The 17,121-nt window shown below is 46.1% G+C and carries 11 protein-coding genes; all 11 read left to right on the top strand.

Annotated elements, in window-relative coordinates; genetic code table 11:
- The 11 genes from AB1I50_RS02635 to AB1I50_RS02585 all read left to right on the top strand — a co-directional run bounded on the left by AB1I50_RS02635 (position 1) and on the right by AB1I50_RS02585 (position 17,115).
- A complete protein-coding gene (locus AB1I50_RS02635; RefSeq protein WP_407724659.1) occupies positions 1-426 on the top strand; it encodes an ATP synthase subunit C in 426 nt (141 codons plus the stop codon).
- A gap of 9 nt (positions 427-435) precedes the next feature.
- The gene (locus tag AB1I50_RS02630; protein ID WP_407724658.1) at positions 436-744 is read left to right on the top strand and encodes a V-type ATP synthase subunit F; all 309 of its coding nucleotides are present in this window, start codon (positions 436-438) and stop codon (positions 742-744) included.
- A 30-nt stretch (positions 745-774) separates the two neighbouring features.
- Positions 775-1,365, top strand: coding sequence for a V-type ATP synthase subunit E (locus AB1I50_RS02625; protein WP_407724657.1), 591 nt, complete (start codon positions 775-777; stop codon positions 1,363-1,365).
- A 23-nt stretch (positions 1,366-1,388) separates the two neighbouring features.
- Complete coding sequence (locus AB1I50_RS02620; protein WP_407724656.1) at positions 1,389-3,143, top strand: V-type ATP synthase subunit A; 1,755 nt, start codon at positions 1,389-1,391, stop codon at positions 3,141-3,143.
- A 12-nt stretch (positions 3,144-3,155) separates the two neighbouring features.
- Positions 3,156-4,529, top strand: a complete 1,374-nt coding sequence (locus tag AB1I50_RS02615) for a V-type ATP synthase subunit B (protein ID WP_407724655.1) — start codon at positions 3,156-3,158, stop codon at positions 4,527-4,529.
- 11 nt (positions 4,530-4,540) lie between these two features.
- Positions 4,541-5,179, top strand: a complete 639-nt coding sequence (locus AB1I50_RS02610; RefSeq protein ID WP_407724654.1) for a V-type ATP synthase subunit D — start codon at positions 4,541-4,543, stop codon at positions 5,177-5,179.
- 720 nt (positions 5,180-5,899) lie between these two features.
- Entirely contained in the window at positions 5,900-12,889 is a 6,990-nt protein-coding gene (locus AB1I50_RS02605) for an InlB B-repeat-containing protein (protein WP_407724653.1), read from the top strand.
- A gap of 14 nt (positions 12,890-12,903) precedes the next feature.
- Positions 12,904-13,065 carry a hypothetical protein gene (locus AB1I50_RS02600; protein WP_407724652.1) on the top strand — a complete coding sequence of 54 codons (162 nt, stop codon included), beginning with the start codon at positions 12,904-12,906 and terminating at the stop codon, positions 13,063-13,065.
- Between the two features lie 94 nt (positions 13,066-13,159).
- A complete protein-coding gene (locus AB1I50_RS02595) occupies positions 13,160-14,035 on the top strand; it encodes a leucine-rich repeat protein (protein WP_407724651.1) in 876 nt (291 codons plus the stop codon).
- 72 nt (positions 14,036-14,107) lie between these two features.
- Entirely contained in the window at positions 14,108-14,812 is a 705-nt protein-coding gene (locus AB1I50_RS02590) for a hypothetical protein (protein WP_407724650.1), read from the top strand.
- A gap of 149 nt (positions 14,813-14,961) precedes the next feature.
- Positions 14,962-17,115: a GH25 family lysozyme gene (locus AB1I50_RS02585; RefSeq protein WP_407724649.1), complete on the top strand. Its 2,154-nt coding sequence runs from the start codon at positions 14,962-14,964 to the stop codon at positions 17,113-17,115.
- Positions 17,116-17,121: the final 6 nt, after the last annotated feature.

The raw sequence follows: 17,121 nt of genomic DNA, 5'->3' as shown, positions 1-17,121 counted from the left end.
ATGACAATTTTTGATTTCTTATTTATGGCTTTACCCGTTGTATTTTTAATCGCTTCGGTTCTTATCGCAGTTAAGGCCGTATCGACAGGCAAAAGCAGAAAGAGAACCCTGCTTATGCAGCTCGCTTCATTCGCTGCGGTATTTGCAATTTGTATGGTATGTCCTTTCGCTGTAAGCGCTGCTACAGGCGACGCCGCTGTTTCTGACGGCGCTGCAGGTATGAACTATATCGCTGCTGCGGCTGCAACAGGTCTTTCTTGTATCGGCGGCGGTATCGCTGTTGGTAACGCTGCTCCTGCGGCAATCGGCGCAACAAGCGAGGATCCCAAGGCGTTCGGTAAGGCAATCATCTTTGTTGCACTCGGTGAAGGCGTTGCGCTTTACGGTATGCTTATTTCTATCCTTATTCTCAACAAGATTGGCTAAGTGATATAAATGAAATTCTATTTAATCAGTGATAACGTCGATACAAAAATGGGAATGCGCTTTGCCGGAATTCCGGGCGTGGTTGTCCACGAGGAGGACGAGGTAAGAGCCGAGCTTATGAAGGCGATTGAACGCGAGGATATCGCGGTAATTCTAATGACCGAAAAGCTTGTGTCGCTCTGTCCCGACATCGTATACGATCTAAAGCTCAACCGCAAAAAGCCGCTGATTGTCGAAATCCCCGACCGTCACGGCAACGGCAGAACCAAGGACAGCATTACCAAGTACGTTCAGGACGCAATCGGCGTCAAGCTGTAAGCGTTATTACGAAAGCTGAGAGGTAAACTTATGCCAAAAAATAAAACCGATAACTTTTTAAAGGCGATAAAAAAGTACGCAGGCGCTCAGAAAAAGGCGATGGAGGGCGAGGTAAAACAGCTCAAATCCGAACGCCTTAAGGAAGCCGAGGAAAAGGCGAAGCGCGACAGCGAAGCGCTCAAAAAGCAAAAGCTCAACGAGGTTCACAACAGCCAGACCGCAAAGCTCGCCACCAAAACCCAGGAGGGGCAAAAGCAGCTTTACATCGCAAGGGCGCAGATGACCGAGGAGGTCTTTAAGCTCGCTTCCGACAAGCTCAAAGCCTACGCTCAGACCGCTGAGTACCGTGCAAAGCTCAACGACAGCGCAAAGGCAGTCGCGGAGCTTTTCGGCGGAAAAGACTGTATTATATATGTAAACGAGCGCGATATCGCTGAGGCGGAGCAGTTCAAAAGTCTGTTCAGCGCAGGCTCGGAAGTTAAAGCTGACAAGACAATCCAAATCGGAGGCGTTAAAGCCTACTGCGAGAGCATGGGCATTATTGCCGACGAAACCCTCGACAGCAAGCTTGACTTACAGCGCGAGTGGTTTGTCGAAAACGCGGAGCTCTCCGTACTCTAAAGCATTTGAAAGAGTGAATGATTATGAACGATAATGTTATTTACGGAATCAACGGCCCTGTTGTAACTGTAAAAAACACCGACAGCTTCGAGATGATGGAGATGGTGCACGTCGGTGAACAAAACCTCGTAGGCGAGATTATCGGTATCACCGACAAGCTCACCACAATTCAGGTGTACGAGGAAACAACAGGTCTTAAGCCCGGCGACCCGGTTACGGGTACAGGCGCGCCGATGAACGTGCTTCTCGGCCCGGGCATCCTTGACAATATTTTTGACGGTATCGAGCGTCCGCTTAAGGCGATTGAGGAGCAGTCAGGCGCGTTTATCAGCAGAGGCGCGTCGGTATCCTCGCTCGATCCCGACAAGCTCTGGGCAGTTACCATGAAGGTTAAGCCCGGCGACAGGCTCGAGGGCGGACAGATTTACGCAACCCTGCCCGAAACGCCTATTATCGAGCACCGTCTTATGCTTCACCCCGATTTGTCGGGAGTTGTAAAAGAGGTTAAGCCCGACGGCGAATACAAGCTTTTCGATGTTGTAGCCGTTATCGAGGACGACCTCGGAGAAAGGCACGAGCTCACGCTCTGCCAGCAGTGGCCTATCAGAACCGCCAGACCTGTTAAAGAAAGGCTAACCCCGACAATTCCGCTGATTACCGGTCAGCGTGTAATGGATACGCTGTTCCCGATTGCAAAGGGCGGCACAGCGGCGATCCCGGGCGGCTTCGGTACAGGAAAAACAATGAACCAGCACCAGCTTGCAAAGTGGTGCGACGCCGACATTATCATCTACGTAGGCTGCGGAGAGCGCGGCAACGAGATGAGCCAGGTTCTCGACGAGTTCTCAGAACTGATAGACCCTAAGTCCAACAGACCTATGACCGACCGAACAACCCTTATCGCCAACACCTCGAATATGCCTGTTGCGGCTCGTGAAGCCTCAATCTACACAGGCATCACCCTCGCGGAGTACTACCGCGATATGGGCTATCACGTTGCGATGATGGCGGACTCCACCTCGCGTTGGGCAGAGGCTCTGCGTGAAATCTCGGGACGACTTGAGGAAATGCCTGCCGAGGAAGGCTTCCCGGCGTATCTGCCCTCACGTCTCGCGGAGTTCTATGAGCGCGGCGGCAGAGCCGACGTACTCAGCGGCGGAGAGGGAAGCGTTACGCTTATCGGCGCGGTTTCTCCCCAGGGCTCGGACTTCTCGGAGCCCGTAACCCAGAACACCAAGCGCTTTACGCGCGTATTCTGGGCGCTCGACAAGGCGCTTGCCTACGCCCGTCACTATCCTGCAATCAACTGGATAGACAGCTACAGCGAATATTTTAACGACCTCGACCCGTGGTTTAAGGAAAACCTCGGTGAGGATTTTGTACAGTACCGCAACCGCATAAGTGCGCTGCTTCAGGAGGAAGCCTCGCTTATGGAGATTGTAAAGCTCATCGGTTCGGACGTTCTGCCCGACGACCAAAAACTCGTAATCGAGACGGCAAGGGCAATCCGCGTAGGCTTTTTACAGCAAAACGCCTTCCACGCCGAGGACACCTATGTTCCGCTCGAAAAGCAGAAAAAGATGATGCAGGTCATCCTGCACCTTCACGAAAAGGCAAAAGAGGTTGTCGCGCGTGAAATCCCAATCTCAAAAATCATTCAGCTTGGTCTGTTCGATAAGCTCACCAAGATGAAGTATGATATTCCCAACAGCCGCCTTGATATGTTCGACGATTATCTTAAGGAAATCGACGACAAGCTTGGCGAATTACTGAACTAAGGAGGAAACGCTTTGATTATAGATTATGTAGGCGTAAAAGAAATCAACGGCTCGCTGATTGTTTTGGACGGCGTAAAGGGCGTTTCCAACGAAGAAATTGTCGATATCAAGCTCGAAAACGGTACAGTCCGCCAGGGACGTGTGGTGCAGATTGAGGGCGAAAAAATCGTGGTTCAGGTTTTTGAGGGCACAAGAAGAATAAGCCTTAAAAACACAAGAACGCACCTGACAGGCCACCCTATGGAAATGCCGCTTTCTCCCGAGCTTCTCGGCAGAGTGCTCGACGGCGCAGGCAGACCGATTGACGGCCTCGGCGACATTTTTCCGGTAAAAAAGGCGAACATCAACGGCACGCCGATTAACCCGGTATCGCGCGTGTACCCGAAAAACTACATCAACACAGGAATTTCCACAATCGACACGCTTATGACGCTTATCCGCGGTCAAAAGCTCCCGATTTTCTCAGGCTCAGGTATGACGCATAACGACTTGGCGGTGCAGATTGTACGCCAGGCGAAAATCAGCGGAGCCGACAGCAACAACTTCGGCGTAGTATTTGCAGCAATGGGCGTTCAAAAGGATGTCGCGGAGTATTTCCGCCGCAGCTTTGAGGAAAGCGGCGTATTGTCAAGAGTTGTAATGCTCCTTAACCTCAGTAACGACCCGATTATCGAGCGTACACTGACGCCGCGCTGCGCCCTGACAATCGCTGAATACCTTGCGTTTGAGCTCGATATGCACATTCTCGTAATTATGACGGATATGACCTCCTACGCCGAGGCTCTGCGTGAGTTCTCGTCCTCAAAGGGCGAAATCCCCGGCAGAAAGGGCTATCCCGGCTATCTTTATTCCGACCTCGCTTCGCTCTACGAGAGAGCAGGTATGATTAAGGGCAGACCGGGCTCGGTAACTCAAATTCCGATTTTGACAATGCCGAATGACGACATCACCCACCCGATTCCCGACCTTACAGGTTATATTACCGAGGGACAGATTGTTCTCGACAGAACGCTCCAAGGTCAGGGACTTTATCCGCCCGTAAGCGTACTTCCGTCGCTGTCGCGACTGATGAAGGACGGCATAGGCGAGGGCTATACCCGCGCTGACCATCAGGCGCTTGCAAATCAGCTATTTGCTTCATACGCAAAGGTAATCGACGCCAGAGCGCTTGCTTCGGTTATCGGCGAGGAGGAGCTTTCTCCGATTGATAAAAAGTACATCGAGTTCGGCAAGCTGTTCGAGGCAAAGTTCGTAAACCAGGGCTTTACCGAGAACCGAAGCATTGAGCAGAGCCTTGACCTCGGCTGGGAACTCCTTTCAACCCTGCCAAGAGCAGAGCTTGACCGTGTAGACGACGCGGTGCTTGACGTATATTATAAAGGTTAAGGGGTGTAATCATGGCTGTACAGGCAGTGCCCACCAAGGGCAACCTGATGAATTCAAAAAAGTCGCTTGCTCTCGCCAAAAACGGCTATGAGCTGCTCGACCGCAAGCGCAATATTTTAATTCGCGAGATGATGACGCTTATCGACCACGCAAACAAGCTCCAGTCCGAGATTGACGGCGCGTATGAGGAAGCGTATATCGCGCTCCAGACCGCCAATATCACAAACGGCTTTTGCGAGGATATCTCAAACGCCGTGCCTGTTGAGGACGGACTTCACCTTGACTCCCGAAGCGTAATGGGAGTAGAGATTCCGATTCTCACAATGGACGAAAACGAGGTTCACAACTTCCTGCACTACGGCGCAAGGAGCACAAACTCCGCGGTAGACAAGGCGTTTATACTATTTAATAAGGTAAAAACCCTCACCGTCGAGCTTGCGGAGATAGAAAACAGCGTTTACCGCCTTGCCGTGTCAATCAAAAAAACGCAAAAGCGCGCCAACGCGCTTAAGAACATTATGATTCCGCGTTTTGAAGAGACCGTCAAGTTTATTACCGACGCCCTCGACGAAAAGGATAGGGAAGAGTTCAGCCGCCTGAAGGTCATCAAGCGCAAAAAGCTCAGAGACAGCGCAGAAAGCGCAGAATAATTATTAACAATCAATACCTCTCCCGGTATATTTCGGGAGAGGTGATTATTATTTAAAGTTTGATTTCTATTTAAAGCCTCCCCCATGACAAGTAATGGGGGAGCCTTTAAACCTCTGCGAAATGCACACCCTGCAAATATCAAATATCAATTATTTAACTCTCCTCTCAGAACAGAGGAGGGTATTTTTTTGCCAATTTTAATTAGCATATTGTCGAAATGCACATAATTAAATGTTTAAATTTATGTATATTAACGAAATGATTATATATACCGGCGCATATAATTCTAATAAAGAACCATAATAGATATTTTAAACAAATAATATAAAATCGACAAAAACAGTATTGAAAATTTACAATTTTAATGTTATAATTAGTCTAACTAAATGTGGGTTGTTATACCCTTTTTCAGCCGGAACAATTGGCAAATGTTGTGCCTGTAGGGGCGGACCCGCGTGTCCGCCCGCGGGCGGGCAATGCCCGCCCCTACAAAAATAACAGCTTGTTTTCCACTGAAGGTCAGGCAGTAAAAGCTGAACGTCCGAAGAATCAGAGCGCATGGTCGTTAGTCGTGAGCCGTTAGAAACGGAACACCAACTGACGGCTGACGACTGACGACTGACGGCACATCGGCAAAGGGAATACCACCACATTAGGCAAAATTTCATATGCGGTTAAAAATATACTAACCGCAAATTTGAAAGAATGGAGGAAAAATTATGAAAACAAAGATAAAACGCCACTCACGCGCGGTTATGTCTGTTATCCTTGCTGTCAGTATGCTCATTTCGTGCATGACAGTTGGCTTGATCGCGACCGACGCGGCGAAGGTGACAGGCGATGAAGAACTCGGCGCGACGTATTATATTTGGAAGGCCGAAAGCGGCGGCAGCACAGCAGACAATTATACCTGTCTCGGAACATCGCCGCAGACTTTTTCTGCAACCTACGGAAAGAATTATTACATCGCTATCAGCACTTCTGCTACAGATATTTCGACGGGTACAGTATGGCTGACGGGCGCTGATGTAAGTGGACTTTCCACTTCTGCTGTAGATACTCAGGGCTTTGACGGAAAGCAGGGCGTATATTTTGCAATGGCTTCTGCAGATACAGTTAAGGTTTCTTACAGCTCCGGCTCAAAGATTAAACTCGAGAAGGGTACGGCAAGCAGCTCTTGTACCACCAATCACAAGATGATTGTTACCGGTGATCAACAGCTTACAAATACTACAAACTGGCAGAATACTTGGTCGGGAGCGGGCACTCGCAACCAGATGACCTACAACAGCGCTGTTGGTAAGTATGAGATTAAGTATACAAATATCAATGCGAGCAAAGACGCATCAAGTTATTTCCGGTTCCGTATCCTTGACCTTACTACAAAAGGTGATCCCGATACTTCTTGGGAGACTGACAAGGGTTATGAACAGGGCAAAGGCGCAATCACTGACGCTTCCAACATCTTGCAGGGAACGAGTAAAACAAATGCAGGCGCTGATAATACCTTCAAGTTCTCGCTTAAACAGAATGCAAACATAACAATCTACCTTGATGACTCAAAGCTTTCTACAACCAGCGCAATTGAAGTTATCGTTAATCCTGCGGTTTCAACCGTTACGGCGGGCAGCGCGAAGGTTGGCGGCGAAGTTACTGCTGCGGCGGGTACAATCAATGTAACAAACGGTACAAACGTACCTTACGGCGGCACGGTTAACCTGTCCGCAATCGCAGGCACTGACTATGTATTCAGCCAGTGGGAAACTAACGCAAACCTTTCCTACGCAAACAATAAGTCAGCAACAACCACAGCTACCGTAACAGGCAGCACAACCGTTAACGCTATCTTTGTACCCAAGAGCTATTCAGTATCTAAGGGCACTGGAACGGGCTTTACTATAACCGAACCTTCTTCAACTCAGTCGAAACAGTGGGGTGCCAGCGTTACCGTAACAGCGAAAGCTGACAGTCTTTATGCGCTTGATTATCTGTATTATCTGAATAATAATAACGGTTCAGAAGTAAAGATTGGCTCGAATGCGAATAATACGGAAATCACGAATGGTACAATGACGCGCACTCTTTCTTCTATGCCTAAAAATAATATTACAGTTTACGCAAAAGTACATGCTAAAAACAGCAACACTATCACCTACGGCGTATGTACGGGTCAAAGTGGCTACGGTTATGTAAATGTCGGTTTGTATCATAATTCAGCGTCCACAATCAAATATACAATTGACAGTGGTTCTAAAGTTCTTGAAGGTGACAAGGTCAACTTCTGTGCAAGACCTGCTGCAGGTTATAAATTTGTCGGCTGGTATGATAATGCTGCCGGCAGTGGCACGGCACGGAGCACCAGTCAGGATTATACCGTAACCAGTCCGTCCGGAAATTATTATGCTAAATTTGACGAGTTTGCAAAGCCTGAAACAGGCAAGATCAAACTCTTGATCAGATCTGCCACAAACGCCAAGCAGGTATATTGGACAGATAATAATACAGCGTATGATATCACAACAACAGATGCTAATTCTATGACATATGGCGGATATACATGCTATCTTTATACAAGAAGTTATACCGGTTCTACAAATGTAATTATTAGAGATAGCAGTAGTTGGACTTACCAGACTGTAGATTTAGCTGTATCCAGTGGAAAGACATATTTTATTAACTGGGATGGAACAGGGCAGAAGGCAGGAGGAACAGTTGCTGAAGCATCTGACGAGTATTACCCCGTTAAGTATTATGTCACCAACCCTGATAAGGGTGATATGGCAAACACATATACCAATGCTTTTGCAAAGAAGAGCACCGGCACTACTTTGAATTTCAAACCTTCCGATACAACTAACTGGAAGACTAAGTTAACAACAACCGGATTTACATCGGATGATACTGATGATGAAACAACAGAAACTTCGCGTTCTAAGACGATGTATTCAAGTTATCGTGAACATAAAGCTACAGTTACTTTTATTGAGAAGAAATATTATAAAGTTAACTTCTCAGCCGGTGCAGGCGGTACAGTCTCTGCGACAGCAGGCGGAAAGACAATCACCTCAGGTACTCCTGTTATGGAAGGCACTTCCGTAACAATCACAGCATACCCGAGCACCGGCAATTCTGTTAAAGGCTGGACAGGAAGCGGCACCGGTACCGGAACGACCAGAACCATCTCTTCTTTAAGCGGCGACGCTACTGCTCGCGTATATTTCACCGCAAGCAGGGGTACTGAGACAGATGCTACTTGGTTTGGTTACGGTTACAGCAACGATCCAAATTACTGGACTTTCTCAAAGACTTATGTCCGTGATGGTCATGTTTACGCCTATATTGATACAATAGGCACAAATAAAACATTTTATATCGGTGCATATAAGGTGAACCCCGATAACACTGAAAAAAAATACAAGCAAATGTATTATTTCAATGATACAGGTAAAGTATGGTGTTCAACAGAATTTAGCAATTACGTTACCGATTTAGGTAGAGATGAAAACAAAAAGTACTTCGAGGAAAAATGCTGCGAAGGTAAGTTCACTGTATCTTCTGACGTTAAGGCTTTGATTATCGACCTCGGTCCAGATGACGGCAGCGGTCATGCGCAAACGTCTAAAGGCGACGGCAACCACAGCTTCAAGGCAAACAACTACCGCATTATTCCTGTGTTTAACACGGATATCAGCAAGGTAAGCGTTTACGCTAAAGACGCTTCCTACCGTAATCACACTGATTATGATTATCTGCCCAGTATTGCCGACACAAAGATTACAGCAGTAACAGGTGTTGTTACCAATGTAACATCTCACAGCGAGTTTGAAACCGCTGTTGCAACTAAGGGACAGAGCATTACCGTTACCACAACAATCGCCCCAACTTACACAACCAATTACTATGTAAAGGGCTTCTCTGTCAACGGTGTAACTCCCGAGCTGTATACATGGAAATCAGGCGGCGAATATTCAATGACCTTCAATATTCCTGCTGATTTTGACAAGGATTATTTGGAAATTACCCCGATTTATTACCGTAAGGACTTGTCTACCGTTCAGTTCTATATTGAAAACTACGACGAGGCATTCCAGAACACAGGTTGGGGCAATACCCTTTCGATCTATCCTTATTATCAAAACACTGAAAATAAGAATAACGCATTCGGTGGATATCCCGGTCAGCCGGTTATCAACTACGGCGGACGTCGCTTTATTGAGATTCCGACATCTTATAACAGCAAAACAATTCAGGGTGTTACACTGTCTAACGATTACTTCGATATTGTACACCGCGACTATTGCCGTGAGGTAGACGACCACCTGCAGACCTATGACTACGATGACTTCTATAAGATTTACAAGGAGACATCCGACGGATACGAACCTAACGGTAAATCGACAACAACAAACAAGAAGGCGGCAGACCAGATTACTTTTGCGTTTAAGCACAGGACAGTAACAAACAACTTCTCAGATAACACTACAACTCAGAAATATAGTGATACCGGTAACGCATATGTTCCTGCTCCTTACGAAAGCTTTGCAGTAGCTAATAAGGACACATTGTTTGAAAACGGCTGGGAGCCGCTGCTCGATTACCACGACAGACCTGTTGACCTGTTCGGCAAGCAGCTTTCAAACGCGGATCAGACAAAAGAACCCTTGCTTGTAGTTTCGGACGACTATGCGATCACATACGCAGGCCGTTATGCTACAACTTGGACAGTATACCGCAAGGACGGTTCAAATTATACAAAGATTACCGAAATTGCTCCTTCCGCGCTTATCGTAGGTACACAGGCAAGGCTTGGCACAGGTACTTATCCTGCTGTTACTGACAAAGATGGTTTCCCGTCAACAACCGGTCACAAGCTTGCTGACTACGCTGATGAGTACGAGGCTTTGTTGGCGTACAAGGAAACTCCCGCATTAATAACCTATGAAAGCGCAATTCAGAATAATAGTTCATATGCAAAATTCTGGAGTATGACCAATGGAAAATCTGAAATTGCTACACGTAATGACGGACGTTGGCTTTATTCTTACGAAGGTGAAGAAATTAACGCAGACCTGCGTATTGACTACACCAACGAGTACACAGGCGATACTACCGTTTGGACTACAGATACCTACAAAGGCGACTCCAACACCGGTACAGTAACCGGCGCTACCGTTCACTTTACAAATAAATCGTCAGATAACGATGGCCCGTACGAATTAGAGAACTTCCACGATACAGCCGATTATAACGGTAAAATTTATTCAAACTTTAACCATTACTACAAATTTGCTGCTACCAAAGGCTCAGGATATATTTTCCAGGGCTGGTACATGGAGCGTGACGGAATCTCGACCGCGGTAAATGCTGATGACATCAAGAAACTTACCGGTAAGTCACAGATGACATCTAACGCGACCTTCGTAGCGCGTTATGTCAAGAACCCGGCAGGTCACTTGACTATTAACCACACAATGGCTGATGGTTCTACCGGTACCGGCACCACCTATATCGGTGTAGAAAAGAGCACCGACGGCACAAACTGGACATGGATTACCGGCAATGGTACAGATCACTTTGTGAGAGCGGATATGTTCTCTGTTACCGATACCAACGTTATGTCATATAACTCAGGCTATACCCTCAGAGTTACTCTTAAGACAGTTGTAGAGAGCGACACTTCATTTGATCGCTTTAGCGCAAATGATGACGCACATTCTCCCAACTACTTCTCGTCTGATGTTACAACCTCAGGCACTACATCAACTACTTCATTCGAAGTTCCCGTTGACGATTTGTTCGAGATTGAGGAAGGTTTCCCGAAGCAGCAATTCGATACGCTTACCTACTTCTCGCATACCGTTAAACGCCCCGAGCTTACAATCAACCATAATATTGACCCAACATCCGACTCAACAGCCGAGGGTGACACATATGTTAAGGTTCAGGTTCTTTCTGCCGCCAACAATGTTGTTGCAACCTACGGCGGTGACGAGGCAGACGGATACGCTAAGGGCAAGGATCTTGTTGTACCTTCTGACTATTTTTACAGTGGTTCTGACTACAGAATCAAGGTTTATCTTAAGACCGAGATGAAAGGCTTTACTCAGTTTGATCATTTCAGCATTCTTGGTAATGTAATCACCAACGCTCCCGGTCCTCATAGTGAAACTGTTGAATTATCATCCAGCACAGATCAGCGCACAAAGTATGCGACTATCACATTTAATGCAGGCGCTTGCTTTGATAGGAGAGAGTTTGTTCTTCCGTATCTTTCAAAGCTGATTGTTCCCGATTATAAATATGTGCTTAAGTACACTTATCCCGCTTATGTTAAGTCATACGGTGATCAGTCCTATACAGCTAAGGGTTCATTTGCTCCTGAGGACCTTACTGAGTATATGACCTTGAATAACGGCGATCTTGCTTTCCAGAATGACACTAAGAAACTGAGCTTCATTTGTAAGAAAGCTCCGTATGAGGATAACTTCCAGAAAACGATTGACTTCAGCAAGAATTCAACTATTACCGGTAGAGGATATAGCTCTTCGGATTATACTATGCAGCTTGCTATCAGCGTAGAAGCTGAAAACAATCAGCTTAGCGCTTACTTTGATTTCCCGTACGCGACAACTCAATCTAACGAATTTATACCTGTTGAAAATGACGGTAAGGTAATGAAGGCCGATACCAACAGACAGGGTAAGACTGACATTTACGGCCGCGACTGGTTCGTTACAAATGACGTAAGACACGAGGGAATTGCCGGTAAACCTGAATTCGTTAAGGCTCCGCTTATTATTTACGAAGAAAACACACCGAAGTACTTCAAGTATTGGAGTGTAAAAACTGAAGCAACTGCAAATAATGCTGCAAGAACATACACACGCTGCTACGATTACGAGTTCAACCTCGCAATTTTCCAGAACTGTGTAATTACTCCGATGTATGATGAAGTCTCCTTTGCAACAAGAGGAATGCCATCACCTCCGACATCGTATAACGATTACGGCAGATTTGATCCCGATGTAAACAGAGCACGTTATGCGGTTGACGGCAACGGCGTAAGCATTACCTTCATCGAGAACTCACGTAACCAGTACAACAATGGCGACGCCGGTACAGGTGTTCCCAACAGTCGTACAGGTGCTGCAGACCGTATTTACTCCGACTTCTTGCTCACCTTTGATAACAATCCAAAGGTACAGTTGAATCAACTTCCTGCAGGACAAAAACAAGCCGGATTAATTATTCAGCCTGTTGCATACTTGGAGAAAGTTAATGGCGAATATGTTGTAAAAGATGACACTTATTACTCTTCTGCTGCGGGTTACGGCGGTTTAACACCGGATGAAGTTAAAGCAAGGATTGAAGCAGGTAATTTCAACGGATTAGCAAAATCTCAGTTTGATGTGCATCAGAATCCTAACGACCTAAACAGCGGTTTGGATAATAAAAACCGTATGCAGTACTATTACGGATTGAACAATGCAACACCTAAGACACAAAGTCAGGCAGATGCTAACGGCGACATCAATGTTGGAGATCTCAATAAAAACCATACCATTGTCTACAAGGCGTTTGCTTACATCGGTAACGGTGATGGTACCGGCAACCTGACCGATGTCATCGTCAGCCAGCAGCCTGTTTACTTCACCATTTACAATGATGCAACCATCGCACCCGGCCGTTATATGCCAAACGGCAACTAAGGAGGATGATATCAATGAAAAAAGAATACGCTTCTCCTGAATGGGAATTTTACTCATTTAAGTTGAAGGAGGATCTTTTGACCGCATCGTATGATCCGGAGAAATATGATCCGAAGCCGGAGAATCCCGGCCGTACCGGTGATGATTACGGTAACGAGGAATTCAATTTAGGATAAAATTCCTCTAAAGCTTAACCGGCTTGACTCTGTACAGGCAGTACATCCACTGTGCTGCCTGTACTTATATCAATGAATAAACATGGTGATGAATATGAAAAAGATATTCAAAAGACTGTCTGTTCTGCTGGTGGCGGTGCTGATTGGCTGCGTTTCATGCTCTGCCGCGTTCGCGGAGACCATTTACTATGATAACGGCTTGCTTTACACTTATCTTAACAATGATGAGGTTACAATCTGCGGCGCAGCAGAGGGCGTTACCGAGGTTCAGATTCCTTACTATATCAACTATAGGTATGTGGTGGATATACGTAACCGCGCATTCCTTAATAATACGGAAATCACTTCCGTTGATTTTTCAAACATTGCTTTTCTCAGACGAATCGGCAGCTTTGCGTTCAGCGGATGTACTAACCTCGGCGGTGAGGTGACCATTCCCTCTACGGTCACTAGCTTTGAGACAGCAGCATTTCAAAACTGCACTTCGCTTGAAGCTGTTAATATTCAGTCTCAAAACGGCGAAGTTCCTAACCAATGCTTCCAGGGATGTTCATCGTTAAGCTCTGTAACCCTGAATGATTCCATTACAAGAATTGGTTACTATGCTTTTGACGGCTGTTCAAGCCTGAATTATATTGAGATTCCTGCTACGGTTACTGATATCGCAAATTCTGCTTTTCAGAATATCGACGACATTACTCTCGGCGTTGAATATGGTTCGTATGCCTATGAATACGCTATCAGGCGTAATATTCCGTATGTTTTGACCGGAATAAAACTCGGCGACGTTAATGATGACAATGAAATTGACGTGCTTGACGCTTTGATGGTTCAAAAATATGCAGCAGAAACAATTGTTTTCAGCGAGGTTGAATTTGCGCGTGCTGATGTAAACCGCGACGGTTATGCTGACGTTCTTGACGCGCTTTTAATTCAAAAACATGCTGCAGGCTTGATTGTTATCGAGTAATATTCTATAAACGAATTATACTAATACAGGCTCACCTTTTGTGAGCCTGTACTGTTATTTGCCGGAGAGTCTATGAGATATTTAATTGCGGATTTTGTTACGGAATTCAACGCAAAATATGATAATACAAAGCGACTCGCTGAGCCGTTTATTTATTGCGGAGAAAGGGAAACAGATTTTTGTTTAGAGGTTTCTGAAAACTATCTGCAACAACTGATGAGCAAAGCTGCAGTGGGTACAACCATAGGTCAAATAGAAAATTTGGCTTTTAGCGGTGTTTTCAACAGAAAAATTATTAAATATAATACAATGCTCGTCCATTCGTCGGCTTTGATTTACAATAACGGAGCGTACCTTTTTTCTGCCGATTCGGGAGTAGGAAAGAGCACTCACACCAAGCTATGGCTAAAGGCTTTCGGGGATAAGGTGCATATAATGAATGACGACAAGCCTGTCGTCAGGCTTTACGACGACCACGCTCAAGCTTACGGCACGCCGTTTGACGGCGGAAGCGGTATCGCGCTGAATGAAAGTTATCCGTTAAAGGCGATAATCTTTGTCGAGAGGGGAGAGGAAAATTCCGTAAGAATTCCCGACAACAAAGAGATTATACAAAAGCTCTACTTCCAAACCGCGCGTATGGTAAACCGCGAAACAGCCGAAAAAATGCTCGTCAATTTGGAGCGTTTGCTTCATCTTACAAAGTTCTATGTGCTGACCTGCAATATGGACATTTCCGCCGCATATACGGCGTATAATTCTATAATAGAAAAATAATCCACCACAGCCTGAAACATTTACCTGTTTTAGGCTGTATTTTATTAGTGTTATATTTTGTTTTGTTTTGTCATTCTATTGACAAATTGACACTGTTTGATATATAATTTAATACGCATAAAGAATTAAAAACGTATTGAAGGAGTTTTATGTTAGTAAAAACAAAAAGAATAATATCCGCTTTACTTTCAGCTTTTGTAACGCTCTCGGCAGTGTCGTGCGTTTCGGGTTTTGCCGCTGAAAGTGAAGAATGGGTAGAAATGAGCGACAGCAGGTCTTACCATTTTGACGTAAAGGACGCGACCGTAATACAGCGCTACTGCGCGTATATGGAGGAGCTTACCGAAGCGAAGTCTACGCTTTACGACGTTAATTTTGACGGGTTCGTAACGGTAACCGATGCGTCGCTTATACAAATGCACACGGCAGGGCTTGTTAACATTAACAGCGACGAATACCAGAGCTATCGCGATAACGGTCCTGTTGAGCCTACCTTTGAGAACACCACGGCTCAACAGTCAACTGAGATTACGGAAGAAGTGACTGAGGAAGAAACGACCGAAGAAGTAACCGAACCGTTGACAACAGAGGAAGTTACCGAGGAAGTAACCGAACCCCGGACAACAGAGGAAGTTACCGAAGAATTAACCGAACCGTTGACGACAGAGGAAGTTACCGAACAGCCTGTTACTACAGAGCCTGCCACAGAAGCTTCGGAAGATATTAACGCTTCATATCTGTCATTTGACGAAAAGCTCGTTTATATGGGCATTAACGAGACGTATTTTGTCAGTTTGTCCACCGACGCGGCAGAGGTTACATATACATCCTCGGATGAAAGTGTTGCGGTAATTAGTGACAGCGGAATGATTATCCCTCATAAAACGGGAATAATAACCGTTACCTGCTCCGCGGCAAACGGCTTGCATGACGAATGTGTTGTGTATATAGGACTGGAAGCCGAGGCGCTTATTATGAACACGCCGTCGCTTGTTGTCGGTTTGGGAGAAGGCTTTGACCTCAACAGCTTTGTTGTCGGCAACGGTCATTTCGCCGCCAACAGATTTTTCTACTCTACCGACGAAAGCGTCGTAGACGTAGATTACCGCACAGGCGAATTCACCGCCGTAGGCTTGGGAAAAGCAAAGGTAGTCTGCAAGCTTATTAACGGCGTAACCGCAAAATGTGAGGTTGAAGTAAAAGAACTATCTCCTACGGTAAGGCTTAACGTTTCCTCCGTAACCGCAGGCGTGGGAGAGATGCTCGGTTTTGTAAGCTACGCCGAGGACGGCAAGGCGGTAATCTCCAAGGAATATTATTCCGAGAATGAAAATATCGCGGTAATCGGCAGGACAAACGGACTTATGACAGGCGTTTCCGCTGGAAAAACCAGAATTTACTGTCAGCTTCAAAACGGTTTCAGGGCTTACGCGGATATTACCGTTAAGCCTGCTCCGAAAACCGTAACGCTCAACGCGACGAAATGCAATATCAAGGTGGGCGACGTTATCCGCCTTAAGGAGTTCTTCAACGACGGCTCGTACAACACGCCCTATACTCTCGAGTGGACAAGCTCAAACAAGGCTGTCAGCATTGAGAGCCGCTCGGGATATCTTGTAACGCTTAAGGCAAAGGCGCTCGGCACAGCCGTAATAACCGCAAAGACATATAACGGCGTTACCGCAAAGTGCACCGTGACAGTCAGCGGAAGCAACATAAAATGCGTTGACGTTTCGTCCTGGCAGGGCGGAAATGTTGACTTTAACAAGCTAAAGGCGTCGGGCATAAATTACGTTATTGTCCGCGCAGGCTTCAAAACCACCGCGGACAATCAGTTTGTGAACAACTACAACAAGGCTCGTGCCGCAGGACTTAAAATCGGCTCATACTGGTATATGTGCGCCGAAAACCTTAGTGAAGCAAAGGCTGAGGCTCAGGCGTGTATAAAGGTGCTCGGCGGAAGAAAGCTTGATTTGCCGTTCTATTACGACGTAGAGGATCCGTATTCCCTGAAGATAAACTCACAGGCAACGCTTACGAATATGTCGGTTGCATTTTGTGACGCTCTTAAGGCGAAGGGCTACAAGGCCGGCATTTATGCAAGCGGAAGCGTTTTTGCTCATAACAACAAGCTGAATACCGACTTGTTCCGTCAAAAGGGCTATTCAATTTGGGACGCCGAATGGGCAAGCTCAAACTCCGTAGCCTGCGACGTTTGGCAGTACTCAGACAACGGTTATGTAGGCGGAATTAACGGCAACGTTGATATGAACTATATTTACAACCTCTATATTGAGGGCTGAATAACT

The sequence above is a fragment of the Ruminococcus sp. NATIVEDY161 genome (assembly GCF_045819895.1).
GTDB lineage: Bacteria > Bacillota > Clostridia > Oscillospirales > Acutalibacteraceae > Ruminococcoides.
The sequence above is the reverse complement of the archived record's forward strand: the minus strand, read 5'-3'. Positions and strand labels throughout refer to the sequence as shown.

Bases quoted from the DNA above. Each gene is read 5' to 3' on its own strand.
- AB1I50_RS02620 (WP_407724656.1), top strand. From the start codon at position 1,389: ATGAACGATAATGTTATTTACGGAATCAACGGCCCTGTTGTAACTGTA.
- AB1I50_RS02630 (WP_407724658.1), top strand. From the start codon at position 436: ATGAAATTCTATTTAATCAGTGATAACGTCGATACAAAAATGGGAATG.
- AB1I50_RS02585 (WP_407724649.1), top strand. From the start codon at position 14,962: ATGTTAGTAAAAACAAAAAGAATAATATCCGCTTTACTTTCAGCTTTT.
- AB1I50_RS02590 (WP_407724650.1), top strand. From the start codon at position 14,108: ATGAGATATTTAATTGCGGATTTTGTTACGGAATTCAACGCAAAATAT.
- AB1I50_RS02610 (WP_407724654.1), top strand. From the start codon at position 4,541: ATGGCTGTACAGGCAGTGCCCACCAAGGGCAACCTGATGAATTCAAAA.
- AB1I50_RS02625 (WP_407724657.1), top strand. From the start codon at position 775: ATGCCAAAAAATAAAACCGATAACTTTTTAAAGGCGATAAAAAAGTAC.
- AB1I50_RS02600 (WP_407724652.1), top strand. From the start codon at position 12,904: ATGAAAAAAGAATACGCTTCTCCTGAATGGGAATTTTACTCATTTAAG.
- AB1I50_RS02595 (WP_407724651.1), top strand. From the start codon at position 13,160: ATGAAAAAGATATTCAAAAGACTGTCTGTTCTGCTGGTGGCGGTGCTG.
- AB1I50_RS02605 (WP_407724653.1), top strand. From the start codon at position 5,900: ATGAAAACAAAGATAAAACGCCACTCACGCGCGGTTATGTCTGTTATC.
- AB1I50_RS02635 (WP_407724659.1), top strand. From the start codon at position 1: ATGACAATTTTTGATTTCTTATTTATGGCTTTACCCGTTGTATTTTTA.